Source organism: Aliamphritea spongicola (assembly GCF_017051665.1).
GTDB lineage: Bacteria > Pseudomonadota > Gammaproteobacteria > Pseudomonadales > Balneatricaceae > Amphritea > Amphritea spongicola.
The window spans coordinates 196,341-215,958 of record NZ_JAFIDL010000001.1 but is presented as its reverse complement, the minus strand read 5'-3'; the positions used below and the strand labels follow the sequence as shown (position 1 = coordinate 215,958).

Here is a 19,618-nt window from a genome sequence, read left to right as displayed (position 1 = left end):
GACACTTCATTAGTGAGGATACCGCCCAGAGTCGCTGCGGCGGTGTGGCAAGGTTGATAGAGTCAGGTCTTTCTTTTTGCTTTCCTAATTAAGCTGGCAAAAGACAAGGGCCTGCCCCTTCTGTAATGTATGTTTTTACGGGAAATTCACAGTATTGCCCAATATATCCACGTAATTCTCTGGAACTTTCTCTGAAGTAAGCTGATAAATACCATCCGCATACACACCAAAACCAAAACCACATTGTTTATTAAAGTTAACAGTTACAATTGATATTAAATCGCCTTTATTTTCAAATTTTAAAGTGCATATTTTATCTTTAAATTTATATTCAGCGCTCTCATATACACCAATATTATTTTTAAATTTCAATTCGCCATATAAATTTCCAGAATTATAGGAAGGCTTACCTCTATTTAGTTTTAGGCTAAATAAAAAGTAATTATCCTTTACAGGATGGAGTCGTAATTCCCCAACCTTTCCTGACTTCTCTGCTTCTAAATTGTTGTATGTACCTGGTTTTGTGGGCTCGGAATACGCGCTTGACGAAAACAAAACTATAAGCGCCCATGACATAAAAAGATACTTACTCATAAACACCTCAAGAAATATAAAGCCAAGGTAATTATTTTGGGGTCATAAGTATTTTAGGGTCAGGTCTTTCTTTTTAAGTGTTTTGGGGTCAGACCTTTCTTTTTGCTTTTCTATTAGACTGGCAAAAGACAAGACCTGACCCCATGTACTTTTGACCCCATATACTTTTCGAACAAACGCCAACTGTTTTATTGTCCATTTAAACAACTTGTTAGCTTTGTCTTTAGTCTTGTTCTGGTGAGGTTATACTCTCAATCATGTTTTGTATCAGCTGCTCATCAGTTTCAATCGAGTCCCCCCAGTCGGTTTTGATTGCGAGTCTTACTAGGGGGATGTATTCATGTTCACCAGGTCTAACTACATATGTAGTCACTTTGCCGTTTGTTTTATACATATTTACTTCCATGGAGTTATCATCTCTATTTAAGTTAACCTGAAACCCATTTTTGTCTCCATATGTTTGTTTATCATAAACAGCAAACTGCCATGCATACATTCTAAATAATCCGTTTGATAGCTCTATAAATAAACTTGCCACATCAATAAAATCTTCTACTTCATCTCTTGATGGAGATACAAAATCATGCTCAAGTGAATTTCTTAATTTGTTTAACCTTTTGAGAACCCTAGGCGCTACCAACCCTATTTCATTAATTTTTTCTAACTTTACGGGAAACTGCCTAGCCTTCTTAAGCGACAAAACTTCAATAACTGCTTCAACTTGACAATCAATAGCTCTTTTAGCATTAGTCAAGGCATTGATGTTACCACGAAGATCATTCGTTAAAAGATCTTCCTCTGCAATATCAAGGAAGTGTTGCGCATGTATTTCAAATGGAAACTCTAGGTCAGTAAACGACATCCTTTCATAGCAATCTAATGGTTGATTGTAATTTATTAAAAACTCTTTTAAACGCATAATAACCTTAAGCTTCTTCTAGAACCTCGCGGCATAATTCATCAAAAACAGAATCAGGGTGAATATCCCATAAACTGAGCTTTACAAAGGCTCGAAGTAAAGGGATGAAGTCACGCTTTGAACTGTTAATTCTATAATTCATGATTTCTAAATAATCGACAACGCCTATAACTTGTATGTGGGGCCTCCCTTTTTCATGAAATAAAATTTTGAAACCGTGTTTGGCACTTCCTAGCCAGCTACATTCATTGATTTTATTCCAGTTTGGGTTATTTTCATGAAAGCTCATCTCAAAGTCTTGAAAGAAATTATTCATAAACCTTTTTGTGATCTTTATATATAGGCTAGCTATATCTAATTGGTTTTCCAGCTTTTCTTTTTTTTCATATTCGGCATGAGCTTCTAAACTGTTATGTAAGCATTCAATTTTCAATAAAATTCTTGGAGCTAAAATCCCCAGCTGATTTACTAATGAAATCTGTTCACTAAAAACATGTGATGCTTTTATTCCCAGCTTATTTAACAGGGTAACTGTTTGAGTCTCTATTGATTTAGTTAATAACTCATGAGCGCCGGCTAAATCGTCATTTTCTACCAATTTTTTTTCAGCTTTATGTAGAAGAGATTCAGGCTCTGTAAAAAAATCCTCAACCAAGCTCCCCAATCCACTTAGACTATAGTCAGTTAGATTTTTCTTATTTTCTCGAAGAAACTTACTAAGTTTCATAACGCTTTCCTATTCTAAACCCCATAAACGAGCACAACCTTGCCCTCGGGTCGCAGGGTCAGGTCTTTCCTTTTGCATATATTGATAAGCTGGCAAAAAACAAGACCTGGCCCTAAGTGTATCCGCAGCGGTTCTTCAGACAGTTTGAGACTTGACTCAGGTCTTCTTCCGACACGAAGCGGATTAATACCCGCGTAAAGAGTGCGTATTTGACGCACTAGTTAGTTCTCAATTCAGAAATGCAATTCATAGTGAACCTTGGCTGTTGTCACCAAATTCACTCCAACACCACGATACGGGTTGGACATGCGCAAGATACTATCATATGCATTAGCTATTTCTGGCTTACTTCTAACACCCTCAATCTTCTCCTGCACATATCTCATTGCCATTCCGGCTAATATATCTGCAACTTGTATCGAGCTATGCTTATGTGATTCTGAGAATTCCAAAGAAGCTGAATCTGAGAAAGTATACTTCGCTGTCCTTACTGCTATTGTATTAGTCGTATCTAGTTCTTCCACGAGCTTTTTATTGATAGCGATAATTTCATCAAAATGAGCTTGTTCATCATGAACAATACTTGCTTCAGATATATCTCCATTCAAGTACAAATTAATCCTAGCATATATATTTGTAAACGAACTTAAGTTTGGAAGCATCCATATACATTTCCCTTTTTTACTAGTATCTGAAATAGGAATAAATTTTAAATAGGCCTCCTTTTCATTGATTGATCTTAACTCGTCGTAATCCTTGATGCTATCATCAATATTATTCGATATAAAATCAGAAAGATAACTTCTAGGCAAATAGTTCTCAGTAAAACTACGAATCTCATTGAATGATTCTAACAATGTTTCGTTTGAGGGATTTTCACAGGCAACAATAAACTTATTAAACACAGAGTTTGGTGCATGTTCATATATGAAGTCCGCACAATGATTTCTCGCCATCTGTGACTCAGGAGTTTCTGGAGGAGAAGAATAAGCTGGCATTACATGGCAATTAACAAGATTCGCAGCAATAAAGTACTTTTTATCCACTACTTCGATAAATATAGGAATATTTTCTCTATCTAATAAATTTACAAGATCACTAATAAACCTCGGCTTCTTCCGATATATCTTTGATGACTTCAATTCAGAGCCTTGAATCCGATGTTTTTTTCTTAATTCCAAAACTAACTCATCCAGAGTTCGAGTATCATTTATACCAATGCAAGCTAAAGAAAAAACAGGTTGTCCATAAAAATCAAAATCCTCACCTGTGCTCAATACATCTCCAGAATTACCACTCTCATCAATATAATAATTTAGTATCATAGTTATCCTTTGGAGCAAATATTTTAATAACGAGCGTGGGAATTTTTCTCTCAACCCAGAATACAGAATTAGCTGTAAAAAATTTAATCTGAATTATTTTAAACGACACTTTCAATTTTCTCAGAAAAAATGCAAATGCGTATTTCGATAATTGCCTGTGAACATAGGCCAGTACAATAAAATCCCTAAGTGCTTAATATGTAACCAGTTAATGGAAAAGGCAAGACTGAAATGTGGCTGTCATTGATAGACAGCAAACTTATAAATGAGAGTTATCAGGATGCAGGCTGATTCGGGATGCTTATTACTGGTGAGAGCCTGAACCGGCATGTCCGCTTTTGGCACTAAGCAGCAACTTGAGATACGGGCAATCTCCCTGTTAAGAGAGCAGCTGATAAATAACTCAGCTAACACTAAAAAGTCAGACAACCTCCCGTTTATCTGACTCTCAACTATCTTTTGCGCGAACGTTAAATACGCTCAAACATCACACAAACTGCCCTGCTGCAAAGCCGCAGGCCCAGGCCCACTGGAAGTTGTGGCCGCCCAGGTGGCCGGTTACGTCCAGGCACTCACCCACGAAGTACATACCCGGGGCTTTTTTGGCTTCAAAGGTTTTTGAAGACACTTCATCCGTGACGATACCGCCAAGGGTGACTTCGGCGGTGCGGTAGCCTTCTGTGCCGCTGGGCTTAACAGTCCAGTTATGAAACTGATCAGCAATGGCCGCCAGCTTTTTATTATCGAACTGATTCATCGGGCCGCTGATATTCCAGAGTTCACAGAAGGTCTGCGACATCCGCTTACTCATCAGTTGCGCAAGCTGGTTTACTATATCCGCTTTGCCGTGCTGGGCTTTTGCCTGAATCAGCCAGTCGGTGAGGTCCAGTTCCGGGAACAGGTCGATGGTTACTTCCGTGCCCGGCTGCCAGTATGAAGAGATCTGCAGAATCGCCGGACCGCTGATGCCCCGGTGGGTGAACAGCATGTTCTCGCGAAAGCTGACTTTACCGATGCGGGCGGTTACCGGATGGGATACGCCGGACAGCGGTTTAAAGTGTTCCAGATCTTTCGGCTGCAGGGTAAACGGCACCAGTGCCGCCTGCAGTTCAGTGACTTCCATACCGAACTGGCGGGCCAGATCATAGGCAAAGGAGGTTGCACCGCCGTTAGGAATCGACAGCCCGCCGGTGGCAATCACCAGCGACTGACATTGCAACTCACCGGAGGTAGTTTCCAGCCGGTAGCCGCCGTCAGCGAGAGCTTCAACCTTGTTTACGCTGGTTTCAGTGCGGATTTCCGTCCCGGCCCAGTCACATTCAGTGAGCAGCAGTTGCAGGATTTCTTTACTGGATTCATTACAGAACAGCTGACCCAGGGTTTTCTCGTGGAATTCCACCCCGTGACGTTCCACCAATTCGATAAAATCAGCGGCTTTATAACGGCTCAGGGCAGACTTGGAAAAGTGCTTATTGGTAGAGAGAAAGTTATCCGGGCCGTTATAGATATTGGTGAAGTTACAGCGACCACCGCCGGACATAAGGATCTTACGGCCAACCTTTTTGGTGTGCTCCAAAACCAGCACGTCCCTGCCCCGGTATCCGGCAGTTGCAGCCGTCATTAATCCTGAGGCTCCGGCACCAATAATTACTACGTCGCGGCTTTCCACTGTGTGTTGTCTCTGTCAATCTGAAAGGCGCGTAGTGTACACAGATACGGGAACCTGAAACAGTGTTTCAGGCTTCATCTTCACGGCGCAGCTGTATCTCCGCTTCTCCGTCCGTAATAAACAGATCAAAGACAATGGGCTGACAGCACACTTGACAGTCTTCAATGTATTGCTGGCTGCCGGCGCTGCAATCCAGCAGGCAGGTAAAACCTGCACCACAATAAGGACACTCCACCCGCCGTTCTTCAAGGCACTGCATAATGATCAGCTGTGGTCGATGTGAATGTCATCGGGAAACGGCTGTCCGGTGCCGGTCTCGATAAGAGCTTTAAGGCTGAGGAGAAACACTGCCCACTTGGTGGTGCAATGGGCCATAAAGTCGGTCGCTTCTTCCCAGTTGGCGTGCCTGAAACGCACCATCACCTGATTATCCCGAGGGATCAGATCGAAGCTGACTTCTGTGCCGACCCAGGCTTCCGGCATATTGCCATGATGCCGCCAGACCACCTTTTGATCCGGTATCAGTTCGGTGACCTGAAAATCCGGCCCGCCACCGTTAAACCTGAACTGTATAACTGAGCCCACTTCGCCGGCACCGGTGACATCACTGGTCCACCAGTCCATTAACCCTTCATTGGTGGTGAGTGCTTCATAGATGTCCGTGGCACTGCCGGCAATTCCCACCTGATGGTTGATGATCATAACCGCCTCCTGCTGACTGTAACTGTTTTTCAGATGCTGTCTGAATTACAGTTTAGTCAGCCTCTGGGCGGCCTGCTAAAAATCCTCTGCCAGTGCGAGCTTAACGGCACCTTCGGCATGCAGTGCGGTGGTGTCATATAGCGATACAGATGTATGCTCCGGCTTCACCAGCATGGCGATTTCAGTACAGCCAAGAATCACCCCTTCGGCGCCACGGGCAAACAGATCATCGATAATTTTCAGATACACCTGCCGCGAAGAATCATGCACCTCACCCTGACACAGCTCTTCGTAAATAATGCGGTGAACATCATCCTGCTGATCAGCATCGGGTACCAGCACCTGCAGGCCAAACTTGTCGGTTAGCCGGCCTTTGTAAAAGTCTTCTGCCATGGTGAAACGGGTGCCCAATAAACCGATGGTTTTAACACCGTCCGCCAGGAGTTTTTCAGCGGTCACATCAGCAATATGTAATAAAGGAATACTGATGGCGGCTTCCACTTCATCAGCCACCTTATGCATTGTGTTAGTGGCAATCAGCAGAAAGTCGGCACCGCCCCGTTCGGTTGCTGCCGCCTGCCGGGCCAGTATATCTGCCAGTTGCTGCCAGTCCCCGGCGTGCTGTAACTGCTCGATCTCAGCAAAGTCCACGCTCAGCATACAGACCTTGGCAGAATGCAGGCCGCCCAGCTTCTGCTTAACACCCCGGTTAAGGGCTGCGTAATAGTCCGCACTGGACTCCCAGCTCATGCCACCCAGCATACCGATTGTTTTCATAACACCTCCCTGCTTTGATTCAGTGCAAAAAAAAGTCTGGCACGGCGCATTGAATGACACAATTTATTTATTGCCTGACATACAATAACGCCGCATCCGGCAGTTGCATTCCACGTGCCATAAGGCTTAAATGCAGCTCCCTAAGGAACCTTTACCGTCTAAGGATCAGTACATGACTTTCACCGCCTGGCTTTCACTTTTTCTGGTCTGTTGTCTGGGTGCAATGTCACCCGGCCCCAGCCTGGCCGTCGTGCTGAAACAAACCGTCAATAACAGCCGGCAGCACGGTTTACTTACCAGCTGGACCCATGCAGCTGGCGTTGGATTATGGGCGTTTGCCACCGTCACGGGCTTATCTCTTTTGATCAGCCAGTCCGGCCAGCTGTTTACCCTGATTACCTGGGCGGGTGCTGCCTATCTGGCATGGATTGGTGTACAGGCGATCAGAGCAGGTGCTGCCGGCGCATTGAATGTCGCCGCGAGCCGCCAGATGTCTCTGTTACAGGCCGGTCAGGAAGGTCTGCTGATTTCATTACTGAATCCAAAGCTGGCGATTTTCTTCATTGCGCTGTTTTCCCAGTTCGTTTCTGCCGATGCCAGCCAGGCCGATAAACTGATTCTGATTGCTACCGCCACCCTGGTTGATGGCCTGTGGTACACACTGGTGTGTCTGGTGCTTTCCAGAAGCACGGTATTAACCCGCTTACAGCGCAACAGCCAGTGGATTAACCGGATCACCGGGCTGGTATTGCTGGCACTGGCAATCCGGGTGGTTACCCTCTAGCAACAAAACTGACAGACACAAAAAAGCCCTGCATTGCAGGGCTTTTTTACTTTAACGAACGTGATTGCTTATATCACTCAGCAATTTCAGCGTTATGGTAGATTTCCTGAACGTCATCGCAGTCGTTCAGCAGATCCATAAACTTCTCGAACTGTTCTACATCTTCACCGCTCAGTTCGCTGATGGTCTGAGGAACAAAGGTGATTTCCTCCACTTCGAACTCAACGTCCGGCAGTGCTTCATGCAGCGCGGTTTTCGCTTTAAAGAATTCAGTGTGCGGTGCGTAAACAGTGATCTTACCGTCTTCGCTTTCGATGTCCGCCACGTCTACGTCTGCCATCATCAGCAGTTCAAGAATTTCATCTTCGTCGCCGTGTGGAAATACCAGCACTGCACGGTGATCAAACATGTGCGCAACCGCGCCCTGACCACCCAGCTTCGCCTTACCTTTGTTAAATGCAGTACGCACATCACCGAAGGTACGGTTGTTGTTATCCGTCAGACAGTCAACAATCACCATGCAGCCACCCGGGCCAAAGCCTTCATAGCGGGCGTGAGCGTAGTCTTCACCGCCGCCACCGCTGGCTTTGTCCATCGCTTTTTCAATTACGTGGGCCGGAACCTGATCTTTTTTTGCTTTTTCGATCAAACGTCGCAGAGACAAGTTGCCGTCCGGGTCTACGCCACCACTTTTTGCGCAAACATAAAGCTCTTTCCCGTACTTGGCATATAACTTAGATTTAGCACCCTGGGTTTTCGCCATAGATGCTTTACGATTTTCAAAACTTCTTCCCATTAGAAATACTCTTTCATCCGATACTCAAAGCAATGACAGGGATTCTAATGCCTGACGGCAATTATCACTACCCCGACAGGCAAATATGCCTGATTCTTAGGTATTAAACTGATTCAGATGACAGTTTATCGCATTAGAGAGCTGGTTTGCTGACAAAACACCGGATCGTCACCTGCCTGTTCTAAAAAATTCATAAAAATTTTAAAAAACCTTTTGATCACTCACATTGTCGACAATCCAGCCCTAAAACCCCTGTAGAAAAACCATTTTTGCCCTGACTGTCTACACTTTTGCATTCTGACCGATGTCGCACACTGACAAGCTATTTCTTTAAAGTGATCCCTTTCTAGATAAAAAAAGATCCTTTAAACAGCAAACACGCTTAGTTAAAGTTCTTATATTACAAATAGTTAAATATCACTAACCCTATATTATCCGTGCCAAAGCCCTGACGGTTCGCCTGTCAGGGCAGAATCAGTCTAAGCTGAAAGTATTAACATAAACATTGTTGACAAAACTTAACTTTTTCACCGGTTTGAGCTAGAATTCACGCGCCAAATTCAAGAATCGTCCGAAATACGGGCCATTCGACCACCGGCTGTTCTATGGAGCCGGAAAGAGACAACAGATGAGGGCTATATCGTGCTTGAAGCTTACCGTAAACATGTAGAAGAACGCGCCCAGGAAGGCGTGCCGGCAAAACCACTGGACGCTGATCAGACAGCGGCACTGGTTGAGTTGCTGAAGAATCCGCCAGCTGGCGAAGAAGCATTTATCCTTGATCTGCTGGAAAACCGTGTACCTGCCGGTGTTGACCAGGCAGCTTATGTAAAAGCCGGTTTCCTGGCTGCAGTTGCTAAAGGTGAAGCGACTTCACCACTGGTTGATCAGGTTAAAGCGGTTGAACTGCTGGGCACCATGCTGGGCGGTTACAACATCGAACCACTGATCGCATCTCTGGACAATGACGCACTGGCACCGACTGCCGTTAAAGCGCTATCCCACACCCTGCTGATGTTTGATGCGTTCTATGACGTAAAAGACAAGGCTGATGCAGGCAACGCTTACGCGAAGCAGATCCTGGAATCATGGGCTGCCGGCGAGTGGTTCACCAGCAAGCCTGAACTGGCTGAAAAAATCACCGTTACCGTATTCAAGGTACCGGGCGAAACCAACACTGATGACCTGTCTCCTGCACCGGATGCGTTCACCCGCCCTGATATCCCGCTGCACGCGAATGCCATGCTGAAAATGGAACGTGAAGGCATCGAGCCGGTTAACAACGGCAGCGTTGGTCCTCTGAAGCAAATCGAAGAAGTTAAAGCTAAAGGCCACCCTGTTGCATACGTAGGTGACGTTGTAGGTACAGGTTCTTCCCGTAAGTCTGCAACTAACTCTGTACTGTGGTTCTTCGGTGATGACATCCCGAACGTACCGAACAAGCGTGCCGGCGGTTACTGCTTCGGCGGCAAGATTGCACCAATCTTCTTCAACACCATGGAAGATGCTGGCGCCCTGCCAATCGAAATGGATGTTTCCAAGATGAACATGGGCGACGTAGTAGACGTTTACCCGTACGAAGGTGTTGCCAAGAACGCTGAAACCGGTGAAACCCTGTGTGAATTCGGTCTGAAGACACCTGTACTGCTGGACGAAGTCCGTGCCGGCGGCCGTATCCCACTGATCATCGGTCGTGGCCTGACTGAACGTGCCCGTGAAGCACTGGGTCTGGGTGCATCTGACCTGTTCCGTAAGCCAGAGCAACCTGCTGACACTGGCAAGGGCTACTCCCTGGCACAGAAGATGGTTGGTAAAGCGTGCGGCGTTAAAGGTGTTCGCCCTGGTACTTACTGCGAGCCTAAGATGACTACCGTAGGCTCTCAGGACACTACCGGCCCGATGACCCGTGACGAGCTGAAAGACCTGGCTTGCCTGGGCTTCTCTGCCGACCTGACCATGCAGTCTTTCTGTCACACTGCTGCTTATCCTAAGCCGGTTGACGTTCAGACTCACCACACTCTGCCAGACTTCATCATGAACCGCGGCGGCGTTTCCCTGCGCCCTGGTGACGGTGTAATCCACTCCTGGCTGAACCGTATGCTGCTGCCTGACACAGTCGGTACCGGCGGTGACTCTCACACCCGTTTCCCAATCGGTATTTCTTTCCCTGCCGGTTCCGGTCTGGTTGCATTCGCTGCAGCGACTGGTGTTATGCCACTGGATATGCCTGAATCTGTACTGGTTCGCTTCAAGGGCGATACCCTGCAGCCTGGCGTTACTCTGCGTGACCTGGTTAACGCGATTCCTTACTACGCGATCAAGCAAGGCCTGCTGACCGTTGCTAAAGCCGGTAAGAAGAACATCTTCTCTGGCCGTATTCTGGAAATCGAAGGTCTGCCGGATCTGAAAGTTGAGCAGGCATTCGAACTGTCTGACTCTGCCGCAGAACGTTCTGCAGCGGCTTGTTCTATCAAGCTGAATGAAGCGCCTATCCGTGAATACCTAAACTCCAACATCACCATGCTGAAGTGGATGCTGTCTGAAGGTTACGGTGACCCACGCACGATCGAGCGTCGTATCGGTAACATGGAAGCATGGCTGGCAAACCCAGAACTGATGGAAGGCGATGCAGACGCTGAATACGCAGCTGTTATCGAAATCGATCTGGCTGACGTTAAAGAGCCTATCCTGGCTTGCCCGAACGATCCGGATGACGTTAAGACTCTGTCTGAAGTTGCCGGCGTACAGATCGACGAAGTATTCCTGGGTTCCTGCATGACCAACATCGGTCACTTCCGTGCAGCAGGTAAACTGCTGGATGCGGCAGGCACTACTCTGCCAACCCGCATGTGGATTGCTCCACCAACCAAGATGGATGCCGCTCAGCTGACTGAAGAAGGTTACTACAACATCTTCGGTAAAGCCGGCGCCCGTATGGAAATGCCAGGCTGCTCCCTGTGTATGGGTAACCAGGCACGTGTAGGCGACAACACCACTGTTGTTTCCACCTCTACACGTAACTTCCCGAACCGTCTGGGTACAGGTGCTAACGTTTACCTGTCTTCTGCGGAACTGGCTGCAGTTGCTGCTCTGCTGGGTAAGATCCCGACTGTTGAAGAGTACATGGAATACGCGACTAAGATCGACAGCATGGCTGAAGATGTTTACCGTTACCTGAACTTCGACCAGATCGACTCTTACACCAATGCAGCTTCAAGCGTAATCGCTACCGCGTAAACGCTTTGCACTGACACAGGCTCATAAAAAAGAGCCATAAAAAAACCCCGCTGATGCGGGGTTTTTTATTGCCTGATATATCTTATTAATTCCGAATATCAAAACCTGCAGAACAACCTTCAGACTTAACTGAACAACAGTAATTTTGTTGCAGCTACAGCTGCCAGCCCGCGAATAATCCACTTAAACTGCGCCGCACTCAGCACACCTAAAAAACAGTAACCGATCAAACCACCCAGCAATAGCCCTGGCACCGCCTGCAAACTCACTTCCAGTGAATCCTGGGTGAGAATGCCCAGATACATCAGCACCGGTACCTTAGCCAGATTGGTCAGGGTTGCCATCCAGCACCGGGTGGATACATAGCTATGCTTACTCAGCTTCTGCTCCAGCAAAAACAGACTCACCAACGGACCTGCCGCATTTGCCAGCAAACCCACAATGCCGGTAGAAAATCCCATCACCGCCACCACAGACGGCTTTCGCAACCAGCCAGCACCCATGCGATCGAACACAAACCCAAGCATCAGCGCCAGCAGAATCAGCCCGCCCAGCAGCAATGAAAACAGCTGCACATCAATGTCTGCCAGCAACACACTGCCCGCCAGAATACCCAGCAGCATCATTGGTACCAGCCGGCTGATAAAACGCCAGTCAGCCCCTTTACGGTAAGGCCACATCGTTAGCGCGTCGGTCATCATAAACAGAGGAACAATGATTCCCAGCGCCGCCGTGCCGGGAAATGCCAGCATCAGCACCGGTAAAATCAGCAACCCCATGCCACCTACAGAGAATTTAGAAAATCCGGTCAGAAAACCGGCCACCGTCAGAATAATCAGCTCGAATCCCACTAAGACTTTCTCCCCTTCAGCAACTTCAGAACGGGGTATAGCTTACGCCTAAATTCGAAAGTAAAATAATTTCATCTTTTTATCAAAATGAAAGGAATTTACTTTCATGACCCATGATCAGCTAAAAGCATTTATCGCGGTGGTCGAACACGGCAGCTTCCGCGCGGCAGCGAACGCAATCTTTAAAACCCAGCCCAGCGTCAGCGCAGCGGTCCGGAATCTTGAAAGCCAGTTTGATTTACAACTGCTGGACCGGGACAGCTACCGGCCAGGCCTGACAGAAGCCGGCCGCGCTTTCTATCGGCAAGCCAGACAACTGATAAAGCAAAGCGAAGAACTGGAACAACTGGGCCATCAGCTGGCGCACCGCAGCACACCCACCCTGCACATCAGTATCAGCGCTAACTTCAGCCAGCTGCCTAAGCTGGAAACCATCCGTCAGTTCTGTCTGCAGCGGCCAGATCTGCGTCTGACCATCAATACTGAACACTTATCCGGGGTTCCCGAACAACTGCATACTGAAATCTCCGACCTCGCCATTGGCCCCCATACAGGGCTGGACGAACGTTTTGAATTTACGGTGATCGACCAGACAGAGACCCTGACAGTGGCGACCAGAGGCTTTATCAGCGACGCTGATTTGCCTGCATCAGGGCAACCGATCAGCCAGAGCGTATTGCGCAACCGCCCACACATTCTGATCACCGACAGCGGCTCGGTGGCACCGATACCGCACCGCCACGTTATTCCGGGCGGCCAGGCCTGGTATGTAAACGACTATCACATGAAGAAGACCCTGCTGATGGCAGGCATGGGCTGGGCCCGTATGCCCAGACATATGATTGAAGCAGAGCTGGAATCCGGGGAATTACAACAGCTGGATATCAGCAATTACCCGTCCCGGTTGCTGAATCCGATCTATCTGATTCGCCTTAAAGACCGGCTGCACAGCCCTCAGGCCGTGAAACTCTGGGAGTTGCTAACTTCTGAGTCTTCTTAAATTTTACAGGCAAAAAAAACGCCCCTTAATTGGGGCGTTTTTGACTATATCGCTTTGCTGATAATCAGCAGCGGGTCTGCATTAAGCACATGCAGTTGAAAAACTTTTTTACAGACGTTCGATTTCAGCAGCTGCCTGACGGGCTTTCAGCAGTGCCTGATAATCAAACTGTCCAATACGCTGTGCCAGCATTGCCTGCATTGCAGCACGCTCTTCTTCAGTCAGCTCTGCGATATCAGCATTATTAACCTTGGTCAGCGCAATGATAGCTTTATTACCATCGATCAGATCAAGGCTGGCGTAAGTCGCAACATCACCGGACGGCTGAGCCATCTTGAAGACCTGCTGTACAACCTGTGGCTGCTGTTCACGGTTAGCGCGGTTTACCTGATCCGCAACAACCCAGTCAGCACCCTGAATACTAGTACGCTCAGCACCGTTACGCAGCTTAGCCAGCTCAGAATCGATATCTGACTGCAGTGCATCAGCAGCGCCCTGGTCAATCAGACGGGTACGGATAACCGCAGCCACTTCTTCTTCAGCTTCCTGACGCGGACGGATATGTTCCTTAACACGCAGCACCATGGTACGGCCTGAATCCAGCTCAATCGGCGTGCTGTTGATGCCGTCCTGAATCAGCTCCTGATCAAATGCCTGACGCAGTACACGCTGGTTGCTTGTCAGCTCATCAGAACCACCGTTACGGCCAAATGCCGGTGCGGTCATGATTTCCATTTGCAGTTCTTCAGACGGATCCTGCAGATCACCGGCAGAGAATGTCAGGTCAGCCAGTTGCTCCAGCTTCTCTACATACAGAGACTCAACCTTGTTAGCGACCTGCTCTTCAATCAGCTGATCTTTCAGCGACTCAAAGCTTGGCGGCTCTGAGTTAGTGATCTCATTCACTTTCACCAGGTGATAACCGAAGTCAGTACGTACAGGCGCAGACAGCTCGCCTTCAGTCAGGCTGTTAACGGTGTCATCAAATGCACCCGGGATCATACCCTGGAAATAAACACCCAGATCACCACCGGCATCAGCAGAACCCGGGTCATCAGATTCAGCACGGGCCAGTTCAGCAAAATCAGCACCGCCCTGCAGCTGAGCATAAAGCTCATTTGCCTTGGCTTCAGCTGCCGCGTCATCGTCGCCCAGCTCAATCAGGATGTGCGAAATCCGACGCTCTTCCTGTGCCTGGAAAGCCGCCAGACGCTGATCAAACTGTGACTGCAGCTCAGCTTCATCGACTTCAACGTCGCCACGCAGATCCGCTTTATTCAGCAACAGGTATTCAATGACAACCTGCTCTTCAGTCATGAAATCGGACTTGTTGTCTTCGTAATACGCAGTGATGTCTTCTGCGGTTACATTCTGCTGCGCTTTGTAGTCTTCAGCAGACAGGGTGATGACTGCAAAATCACGGGTCTGACGGTCCAGCGCAACAACCTGCTCAGCTTCATCTTCAAGCGTGAATGCAGACAGTACATAACCTGCACGCTCCTGCTCAATTAGCTTATCTTTAAGCAGCAGTTGCTTGTACAGCAGCGGTGAGAAACCGGCGTTACGTAACACAGCTTCATATTGCTGACGGTTAAACTGACCATCAACCTGGAAATCCGGTGTGCTCACAATCAGCTGATCAAGCTGCTGATCGGAAATGGTCATATCCTGGCTCACTGCAGACTGGCGCAGCACTTCCTGCTCAATCAGCCCTTCAAGTACAGCCTTACGGATCAGATTGTCATCTAATAAGGTAGGATCGGCATTTTCACCCATTTGGGTCAGCAGCTGCCGACGCTGTAAATCTGCGCCCTGAAGCACATCACGCTCGCTGATCTCTTCGCCATTAACAGTTGCCGGCGCGTTGGAGCCACCGGTCAGGCTAACTAAAGACTCAACACCAAACAAAGCAAAGGTCACGGCAATCAGGCCTACGATGATTTTAGCGACAATGCCTTTTGAATTATCTCGGATACTCTGAAGCATGATCCTCCCGGACCTCTAATAATTTCAGATAAAAAAAAGCGCATCCTTATAGAATGCGCCTTTGATATTGGCGGAACGGACGGGACTCGAACCCGCGACCCCCTGCGTGACAGGCAGGTATTCTAACCAACTGAACTACCGCTCCTTTAATCACTCGCCTTTACTACAAGCAGTTAAGCTGGTTCGTTGATTCTCTGTTTACAAACCGTAAATGTTCAGTGCTAAGCAAAGGCTGAACAGTCACACCAGGAAGCAGACGAATTAACGAACCGGAATAACAGAAATCTTACTTGTTTACAGCGTCCTTCAGAGCCTTACCAGGCTTGAAAGTAGGCAGAGTAGCAGCAGCAATTTCAATTGGCTGACCAGTCTGTGGATTACGACCAGTACGTGCTGCACGCTCTTTAACACTGAATGTGCCAAAACCAACCAGAGCAACAGAATCGTTCTTCTGCAAAGCGCCAGAGATAGATTCCAGAGTTGCGTCCAGTGCGCGACCAGCAGCCGCTTTAGGAATATCAGCAGAAGCCGCGATTGCATCAATCAGTTCAGATTTATTCACATTGTTCCCCTTTTACCAATCATTTTTATATGTTCTTAATCCATGCCCAGCAATATAGTCGGACAATTTATACCAAGTGGCAGATTCAGGTGTCAAGCGGCTTTCAGCCACTTTTACCCATATTTGCCATTAATGCGTTTTTATTTGTCCGCGCTCAGTTTTTGCTTGCTTTTTCTTTGTCGTTACGCTTGGTTTTTCAGCCTTTTTTAACGGTTCAGGCTGATATTTCAGTGCAACTTCAAGTACTTCGTCGATCCATTTAACCGGGCAGATCCTTAAATCAGCCTTAATGTTGTCCGGAATCTCTTTCAGGTCACGGGTATTCTCGTGCGGAATGATAACTGTCTTGATACCACCACGGTGAGCAGCCAGCAGTTTCTCTTTCAGACCACCGATCGGCAGCACCTGACCACGCAGAGTGATCTCACCGGTCATTGCTACGTCCGACTTAACCGGAATATTGGTCAGCACAGACACCAGCGCAGTACACATACCGATACCGGCACTCGGACCGTCTTTCGGCGTTGCCCCTTCCGGTACGTGAATATGGATATCGCTCTCTTCGTGGAAGTCAGCCGCAATGCCCAGAGCCTCAGCACGGTTACGAACCACTGTCAGCGCTGCCTGGATGGACTCTTTCATCACATCACCCAGAGAGCCTGTATGCACCTGACGGCCTTTACCCGGTACCACAGCGGATTCTATGGTGAGAATATCACCACCAACAGAGGTCCACGCCAGGCCGGTCACCTGACCGATACGATCCTCTTCTTCAGCAATGCCGAAGTTGAACTTACGCACACCGCTGTACTGTTCCAGGTTCTCTGAATTCACAACGATATTGGCGTCTTTTTTATCTTCCAGAGTGATCTCTTTAATGACCTTACGGCAAACTTTGGAAATCTCACGTTCCAGACCACGAACACCGGCTTCACGGGTGTAGTAACGCACCAGATCCAGAACCGCTTCATCTTCGATTTCCAGCTCTTTCGCTTTCAGACCGTTGGTCTTCATCTGTTTAGGCGTCAGATACTTCTTCGCGATGTTGAGCTTTTCATCTTCGGTGTAACCCGGAATACGGATGATTTCCATACGGTCCAACAACGGACCCGGAATGTTCATGGAGTTGGATGTACAGACGAACATCACATCGGAAAGATCGTAGTCCACTTCCAGATAGTGATCGTTGAAGGTGCTGTTCTGCTCCGGATCCAGTACTTCCAGTAATGCAGACGCCGGATCACCACGCTGATCCATACCCATCTTGTCGATTTCATCCAGCAGGAACAGTGGGTTACGCACGCCTACTTTCGCCATTTTCTGAATTAACTTACCCGGCAGCGAGCCAATGTAAGTACGGCGGTGACCACGGATTTCAGCTTCATCACGTACGCCGCCCAGTGCCATACGGACATATTCACGGTTAGTGGCGCGGGCAATGGAACGGCCCAGTGAGGTTTTACCTACACCCGGTGGTCCGACCAGACACAGAATTGGCCCTTTAAGCTTACGTACCCGTTTCTGTACGGCTAAGTACTCAAGGATACGGTCTTTAACTTCTTCCAGGCCGTAGTGATCTTCGTTAAGGATTTTTTCCGCCCGCTTCATATCGTGGCGAACTTTGCTGCGCTTCGCCCACGGAATCTGCAGCATCCAGTCCACGTAGCTACGAACAACCGTTGCTTCAGCAGACATCGGCGACATCATCTTCAGCTTATTAAACTCATTGATGGTCTTGTCGTAAGCTTCTTTTGGCATGCCCGCTTCATCGATGCGCTTTTTCAGCTCTTCGATGTCGGTGGTGCCGTTTTCGTCCAGATCGCCCAGCTCTTTCTGAATGGCCTTCATTTGCTCATTCAGATAGTACTCACGCTGGCTCTTTTCCATCTGTTTCTTAACCCGGCCACGGATGCGCTTTTCAACCTCAACCAGGTCAATTTCCGCTTCCATCAGCGCCATCAGGTGTTCCAGACGGGCCCGGTCATCCAGCATTTCCAGGATGCTCTGCTTTTCATCCAGCTTCAGCGCCATGTGTGCAGCAATGGTATCCGCCAGACGGCCCACTTCATCAATGCTGGACAGAGAGCTCAGTACTTCAGACGGGATCTTCTTGTTTACCTGCACAAAACGTTCAAACTGATCCAGCGCCGTACGCTTATAAATGTCACCTTCCGCCGGATTCAGTTCAGCAACCGGCAGTACAGAAATGTCAGCGGTAAAGAACTCACCGTCTTCGCTCAGGGTTTCAACTTTGGCCCGGTAATCACCTTCGACCAGTACTTTTACTGTACCGTCCGGCAGTTTCAGCATTTGTAATACGCTGGCGACAGTACCGACAGAAAACAGGTCACTGCCCACCGGCTCATCGTCAGAGGCATTCTTTTGCGCCACTAACAGAATTTCTTTGTTCTGCTCCATGGCAGACTCAAGGGCTTTAATAGATTTTTCGCGCCCCACAAACAGTGGGATAACCATATGCGGATAAACAACAACATCGCGCAGGGGTAAAACCGGCAGCGTGGTAGTGATCTCAGTATTATTCTCGAGTGGTGCCATGGGGACCCTCTCCTTCTTCAGATACTGCCTATGAAACTCTGCCGGAAACCAAAAGGCAGGTTAGATAGATGTGCAACAAAACGTTTAAAATCTAGATGGGGGCCGCAATTCAGATTACAAGCACTGAAAATAAAAATAATCTGAAATTCTTTTTCAAGGTCAATATGTTGTGTGCCCCAACGGTTCAACCTGATTATTATTCAACAAAATCAGGCCATTCAGTTTATATCAGCTCAGACACAGCGATACAATCTACCATTATGGGAATAATTCTCATCCGGGGAAGCGACAGCCAAAACTGTTTAAAAAGCATACAGAATCGCCTTTCAGACAGGGTTTCCCGGCAATAAAAAAGGCTCCCTCAGGAACCTTTTTTCTTCAACTTCATGTTGCTTACTTGTAGTAAGCGTTGTCACGTACCGAGTGGTCGGTCACGTCACGTACACCGATCAGACCCGGCACACGCTCAATCAGCGTCTTCTCAACGCCGTCCTTCAGGGTCATATCAACAGCACTGCAGCCCTGGCAACCGCCACCAAACTGTAGAATAGCAATGTGCCCTGCTTCTTCTTCTACCAGTTCAACCAGTTTCACTTCACCGCCGTGAGACGCCAGACCCGGGTTGATGTCTGCATACAGTACATATGTAATCTGCTCGTCCATCGGGCTGTCTGCAGATACCTTAGGTACCTTGGCATTTGGCGCTTTAATCGTTAACTGGCCGCCCATACGGTCAGTGGCATAATCAACAGTCGCTTCTTCAAGATAAGGCAGGCTGTTATGTTCAAAGTAAAAATTAACCTTGCTCAGCTCTAATAATTCATCGTCGGCAACAACTTCTTCCGGCCGGCAGTAAGCAAGACAGGTTTCAGCGTATGGGGTACCTGGCTGGGTCACAAACATACGCACGGCAATGCCTTCAACGTTCTGCTTTTCCAACAGTTCGGCCAGATAGCTCTCGGCCGACTCAGTAACCGTAATATTCATGTATATTCCTGTGGCAAATACAACTCTTGTGGCGTGCAGGATACACCCATTCTATACCCGAGTAAATTGATCAGTTATTAGACAACGGTTCTCTGTCTTTATTCCCGCTTTAAATCAGCAGGGCGCTTCATAAGTCAGCGACGATT

At 47.8% G+C, this 19,618-nt stretch carries 17 protein-coding genes and 1 tRNA gene; 3 read left to right on the top strand and 15 right to left on the bottom strand.

Annotation, left to right across the window (positions count from 1 at the left end):
- Positions 1 to 135: 135 nt before the first annotated feature.
- From JYB63_RS01055 to JYB63_RS01020, 8 genes are all read right to left on the bottom strand, one after another.
- Entirely contained in the window at positions 136 to 594 is a 459-nt protein-coding gene (locus JYB63_RS01055; protein ID WP_205655891.1) for a hypothetical protein, read from the bottom strand.
- A gap of 223 nt (positions 595 to 817) precedes the next feature.
- Positions 818 to 1,513, bottom strand: coding sequence for a hypothetical protein (locus JYB63_RS01050; RefSeq protein ID WP_205655890.1), 696 nt, complete (start codon positions 1,511 to 1,513; stop codon positions 818 to 820).
- A gap of 7 nt (positions 1,514 to 1,520) precedes the next feature.
- Entirely contained in the window at positions 1,521 to 2,240 is a 720-nt protein-coding gene (locus JYB63_RS01045) for a hypothetical protein (RefSeq protein ID WP_205655889.1), read from the bottom strand.
- 233 nt (positions 2,241 to 2,473) lie between these two features.
- Positions 2,474 to 3,565: a DUF3800 domain-containing protein gene (locus JYB63_RS01040; RefSeq protein ID WP_205655888.1), complete on the bottom strand. Its 1,092-nt coding sequence runs from the start codon at positions 3,563 to 3,565 to the stop codon at positions 2,474 to 2,476.
- A gap of 487 nt (positions 3,566 to 4,052) precedes the next feature.
- Positions 4,053 to 5,234, bottom strand: a complete 1,182-nt coding sequence (locus JYB63_RS01035) for an aminoacetone oxidase family FAD-binding enzyme (RefSeq protein ID WP_205655887.1) — start codon at positions 5,232 to 5,234, stop codon at positions 4,053 to 4,055.
- A 67-nt stretch (positions 5,235 to 5,301) separates the two neighbouring features.
- Entirely contained in the window at positions 5,302 to 5,493 is a 192-nt protein-coding gene (locus JYB63_RS01030) for a CPXCG motif-containing cysteine-rich protein (protein WP_205655886.1), read from the bottom strand.
- A gap of 5 nt (positions 5,494 to 5,498) precedes the next feature.
- Positions 5,499 to 5,936 (bottom strand): SRPBCC family protein, encoded by a 438-nt coding sequence (locus JYB63_RS01025; protein WP_205655885.1) that lies wholly within the window; start codon positions 5,934 to 5,936, stop codon positions 5,499 to 5,501.
- A gap of 75 nt (positions 5,937 to 6,011) precedes the next feature.
- The gene (locus tag JYB63_RS01020; RefSeq protein ID WP_205655884.1) at positions 6,012 to 6,713 is read right to left on the bottom strand and encodes an aspartate/glutamate racemase family protein; all 702 of its coding nucleotides are present in this window, start codon (positions 6,711 to 6,713) and stop codon (positions 6,012 to 6,014) included.
- Positions 6,714 to 6,885: 172 nt separating this feature from the next.
- Here JYB63_RS01020 and JYB63_RS01015 point away from each other — a divergent pair, with 172 nt between their 5' ends.
- Positions 6,886 to 7,497, top strand: coding sequence for a LysE family translocator (locus JYB63_RS01015; protein ID WP_205655883.1), 612 nt, complete (start codon positions 6,886 to 6,888; stop codon positions 7,495 to 7,497).
- A 73-nt stretch (positions 7,498 to 7,570) separates the two neighbouring features.
- Here JYB63_RS01015 and JYB63_RS01010 read toward each other — a convergent pair whose 3' ends face one another.
- Positions 7,571 to 8,293, bottom strand: coding sequence for a YebC/PmpR family DNA-binding transcriptional regulator (locus JYB63_RS01010; protein ID WP_205655882.1), 723 nt, complete (start codon positions 8,291 to 8,293; stop codon positions 7,571 to 7,573).
- Positions 8,294 to 8,935: 642 nt separating this feature from the next.
- Between JYB63_RS01010 and acnB the strand changes: the two genes are divergently transcribed.
- Positions 8,936 to 11,530 carry a bifunctional aconitate hydratase 2/2-methylisocitrate dehydratase gene (gene acnB, locus JYB63_RS01005; RefSeq protein WP_205655881.1) on the top strand — a complete coding sequence of 865 codons (2,595 nt, stop codon included), beginning with the start codon at positions 8,936 to 8,938 and terminating at the stop codon, positions 11,528 to 11,530.
- Positions 11,531 to 11,655: 125 nt separating this feature from the next.
- On the opposite strand, the gene JYB63_RS01000 is transcribed toward acnB, so the two are convergent.
- Entirely contained in the window at positions 11,656 to 12,381 is a 726-nt protein-coding gene (locus JYB63_RS01000) for a TSUP family transporter (RefSeq protein ID WP_205655880.1), read from the bottom strand.
- 106 nt (positions 12,382 to 12,487) lie between these two features.
- On the opposite strand from JYB63_RS01000, the gene JYB63_RS00995 reads away from it, so the two are divergent.
- Positions 12,488 to 13,381, top strand: coding sequence for a LysR family transcriptional regulator (locus JYB63_RS00995; RefSeq protein WP_205655879.1), 894 nt, complete (start codon positions 12,488 to 12,490; stop codon positions 13,379 to 13,381).
- Between the two features lie 108 nt (positions 13,382 to 13,489).
- Here the strand turns inward: JYB63_RS00995 and JYB63_RS00990 are convergent, their stop codons facing one another.
- The 5 genes from JYB63_RS00990 to nfuA all read right to left on the bottom strand — a co-directional run bounded on the left by JYB63_RS00990 (position 13,490) and on the right by nfuA (position 19,472).
- Entirely contained in the window at positions 13,490 to 15,367 is a 1,878-nt protein-coding gene (locus JYB63_RS00990) for a SurA N-terminal domain-containing protein (protein ID WP_205655878.1), read from the bottom strand.
- 68 nt (positions 15,368 to 15,435) lie between these two features.
- A tRNA-Asp gene (locus JYB63_RS00985) sits at positions 15,436 to 15,512 on the bottom strand.
- A gap of 141 nt (positions 15,513 to 15,653) precedes the next feature.
- Positions 15,654 to 15,929 carry an HU family DNA-binding protein gene (locus tag JYB63_RS00980; RefSeq protein WP_205655877.1) on the bottom strand — a complete coding sequence of 92 codons (276 nt, stop codon included), beginning with the start codon at positions 15,927 to 15,929 and terminating at the stop codon, positions 15,654 to 15,656.
- A gap of 129 nt (positions 15,930 to 16,058) precedes the next feature.
- Positions 16,059 to 18,485 carry an endopeptidase La gene (gene lon / locus JYB63_RS00975; protein ID WP_205655876.1) on the bottom strand — a complete coding sequence of 809 codons (2,427 nt, stop codon included), beginning with the start codon at positions 18,483 to 18,485 and terminating at the stop codon, positions 16,059 to 16,061.
- Positions 18,486 to 18,878: 393 nt separating this feature from the next.
- Positions 18,879 to 19,472 (bottom strand): Fe-S biogenesis protein NfuA, encoded by a 594-nt coding sequence (gene nfuA / locus JYB63_RS00970; protein ID WP_205655875.1) that lies wholly within the window; start codon positions 19,470 to 19,472, stop codon positions 18,879 to 18,881.
- Positions 19,473 to 19,618 lie beyond the last annotated feature (146 nt).

What these genes read in the sequence shown, in the direction of transcription:
- JYB63_RS01055 (WP_205655891.1), bottom strand. Translation starts at nt 594, where the DNA reads ATGAGTAAGTATCTTTTTATGTCATGGGCGCTTATAGTTTTGTTTTCG.
- JYB63_RS01050 (WP_205655890.1), bottom strand. Translation starts at nt 1,513, where the DNA reads ATGCGTTTAAAAGAGTTTTTAATAAATTACAATCAACCATTAGATTGC.
- JYB63_RS01045 (WP_205655889.1), bottom strand. Translation starts at nt 2,240, where the DNA reads ATGAAACTTAGTAAGTTTCTTCGAGAAAATAAGAAAAATCTAACTGAC.
- JYB63_RS01040 (WP_205655888.1), bottom strand. Translation starts at nt 3,565, where the DNA reads ATGATACTAAATTATTATATTGATGAGAGTGGTAATTCTGGAGATGTA.
- JYB63_RS01030 (WP_205655886.1), bottom strand. Translation starts at nt 5,493, where the DNA reads ATGCAGTGCCTTGAAGAACGGCGGGTGGAGTGTCCTTATTGTGGTGCA.
- JYB63_RS01025 (WP_205655885.1), bottom strand. Translation starts at nt 5,936, where the DNA reads ATGATCATCAACCATCAGGTGGGAATTGCCGGCAGTGCCACGGACATC.
- JYB63_RS01020 (WP_205655884.1), bottom strand. Translation starts at nt 6,713, where the DNA reads ATGAAAACAATCGGTATGCTGGGTGGCATGAGCTGGGAGTCCAGTGCG.
- JYB63_RS01015 (WP_205655883.1), top strand. Translation starts at nt 6,886, where the DNA reads ATGACTTTCACCGCCTGGCTTTCACTTTTTCTGGTCTGTTGTCTGGGT.
- JYB63_RS01010 (WP_205655882.1), bottom strand. Translation starts at nt 8,293, where the DNA reads ATGGGAAGAAGTTTTGAAAATCGTAAAGCATCTATGGCGAAAACCCAG.
- JYB63_RS00995 (WP_205655879.1), top strand. Translation starts at nt 12,488, where the DNA reads ATGACCCATGATCAGCTAAAAGCATTTATCGCGGTGGTCGAACACGGC.
- JYB63_RS00990 (WP_205655878.1), bottom strand. Translation starts at nt 15,367, where the DNA reads ATGCTTCAGAGTATCCGAGATAATTCAAAAGGCATTGTCGCTAAAATC.
- lon (WP_205655876.1), bottom strand. Translation starts at nt 18,485, where the DNA reads ATGGCACCACTCGAGAATAATACTGAGATCACTACCACGCTGCCGGTT.
- nfuA (WP_205655875.1), bottom strand. Translation starts at nt 19,472, where the DNA reads ATGAATATTACGGTTACTGAGTCGGCCGAGAGCTATCTGGCCGAACTG.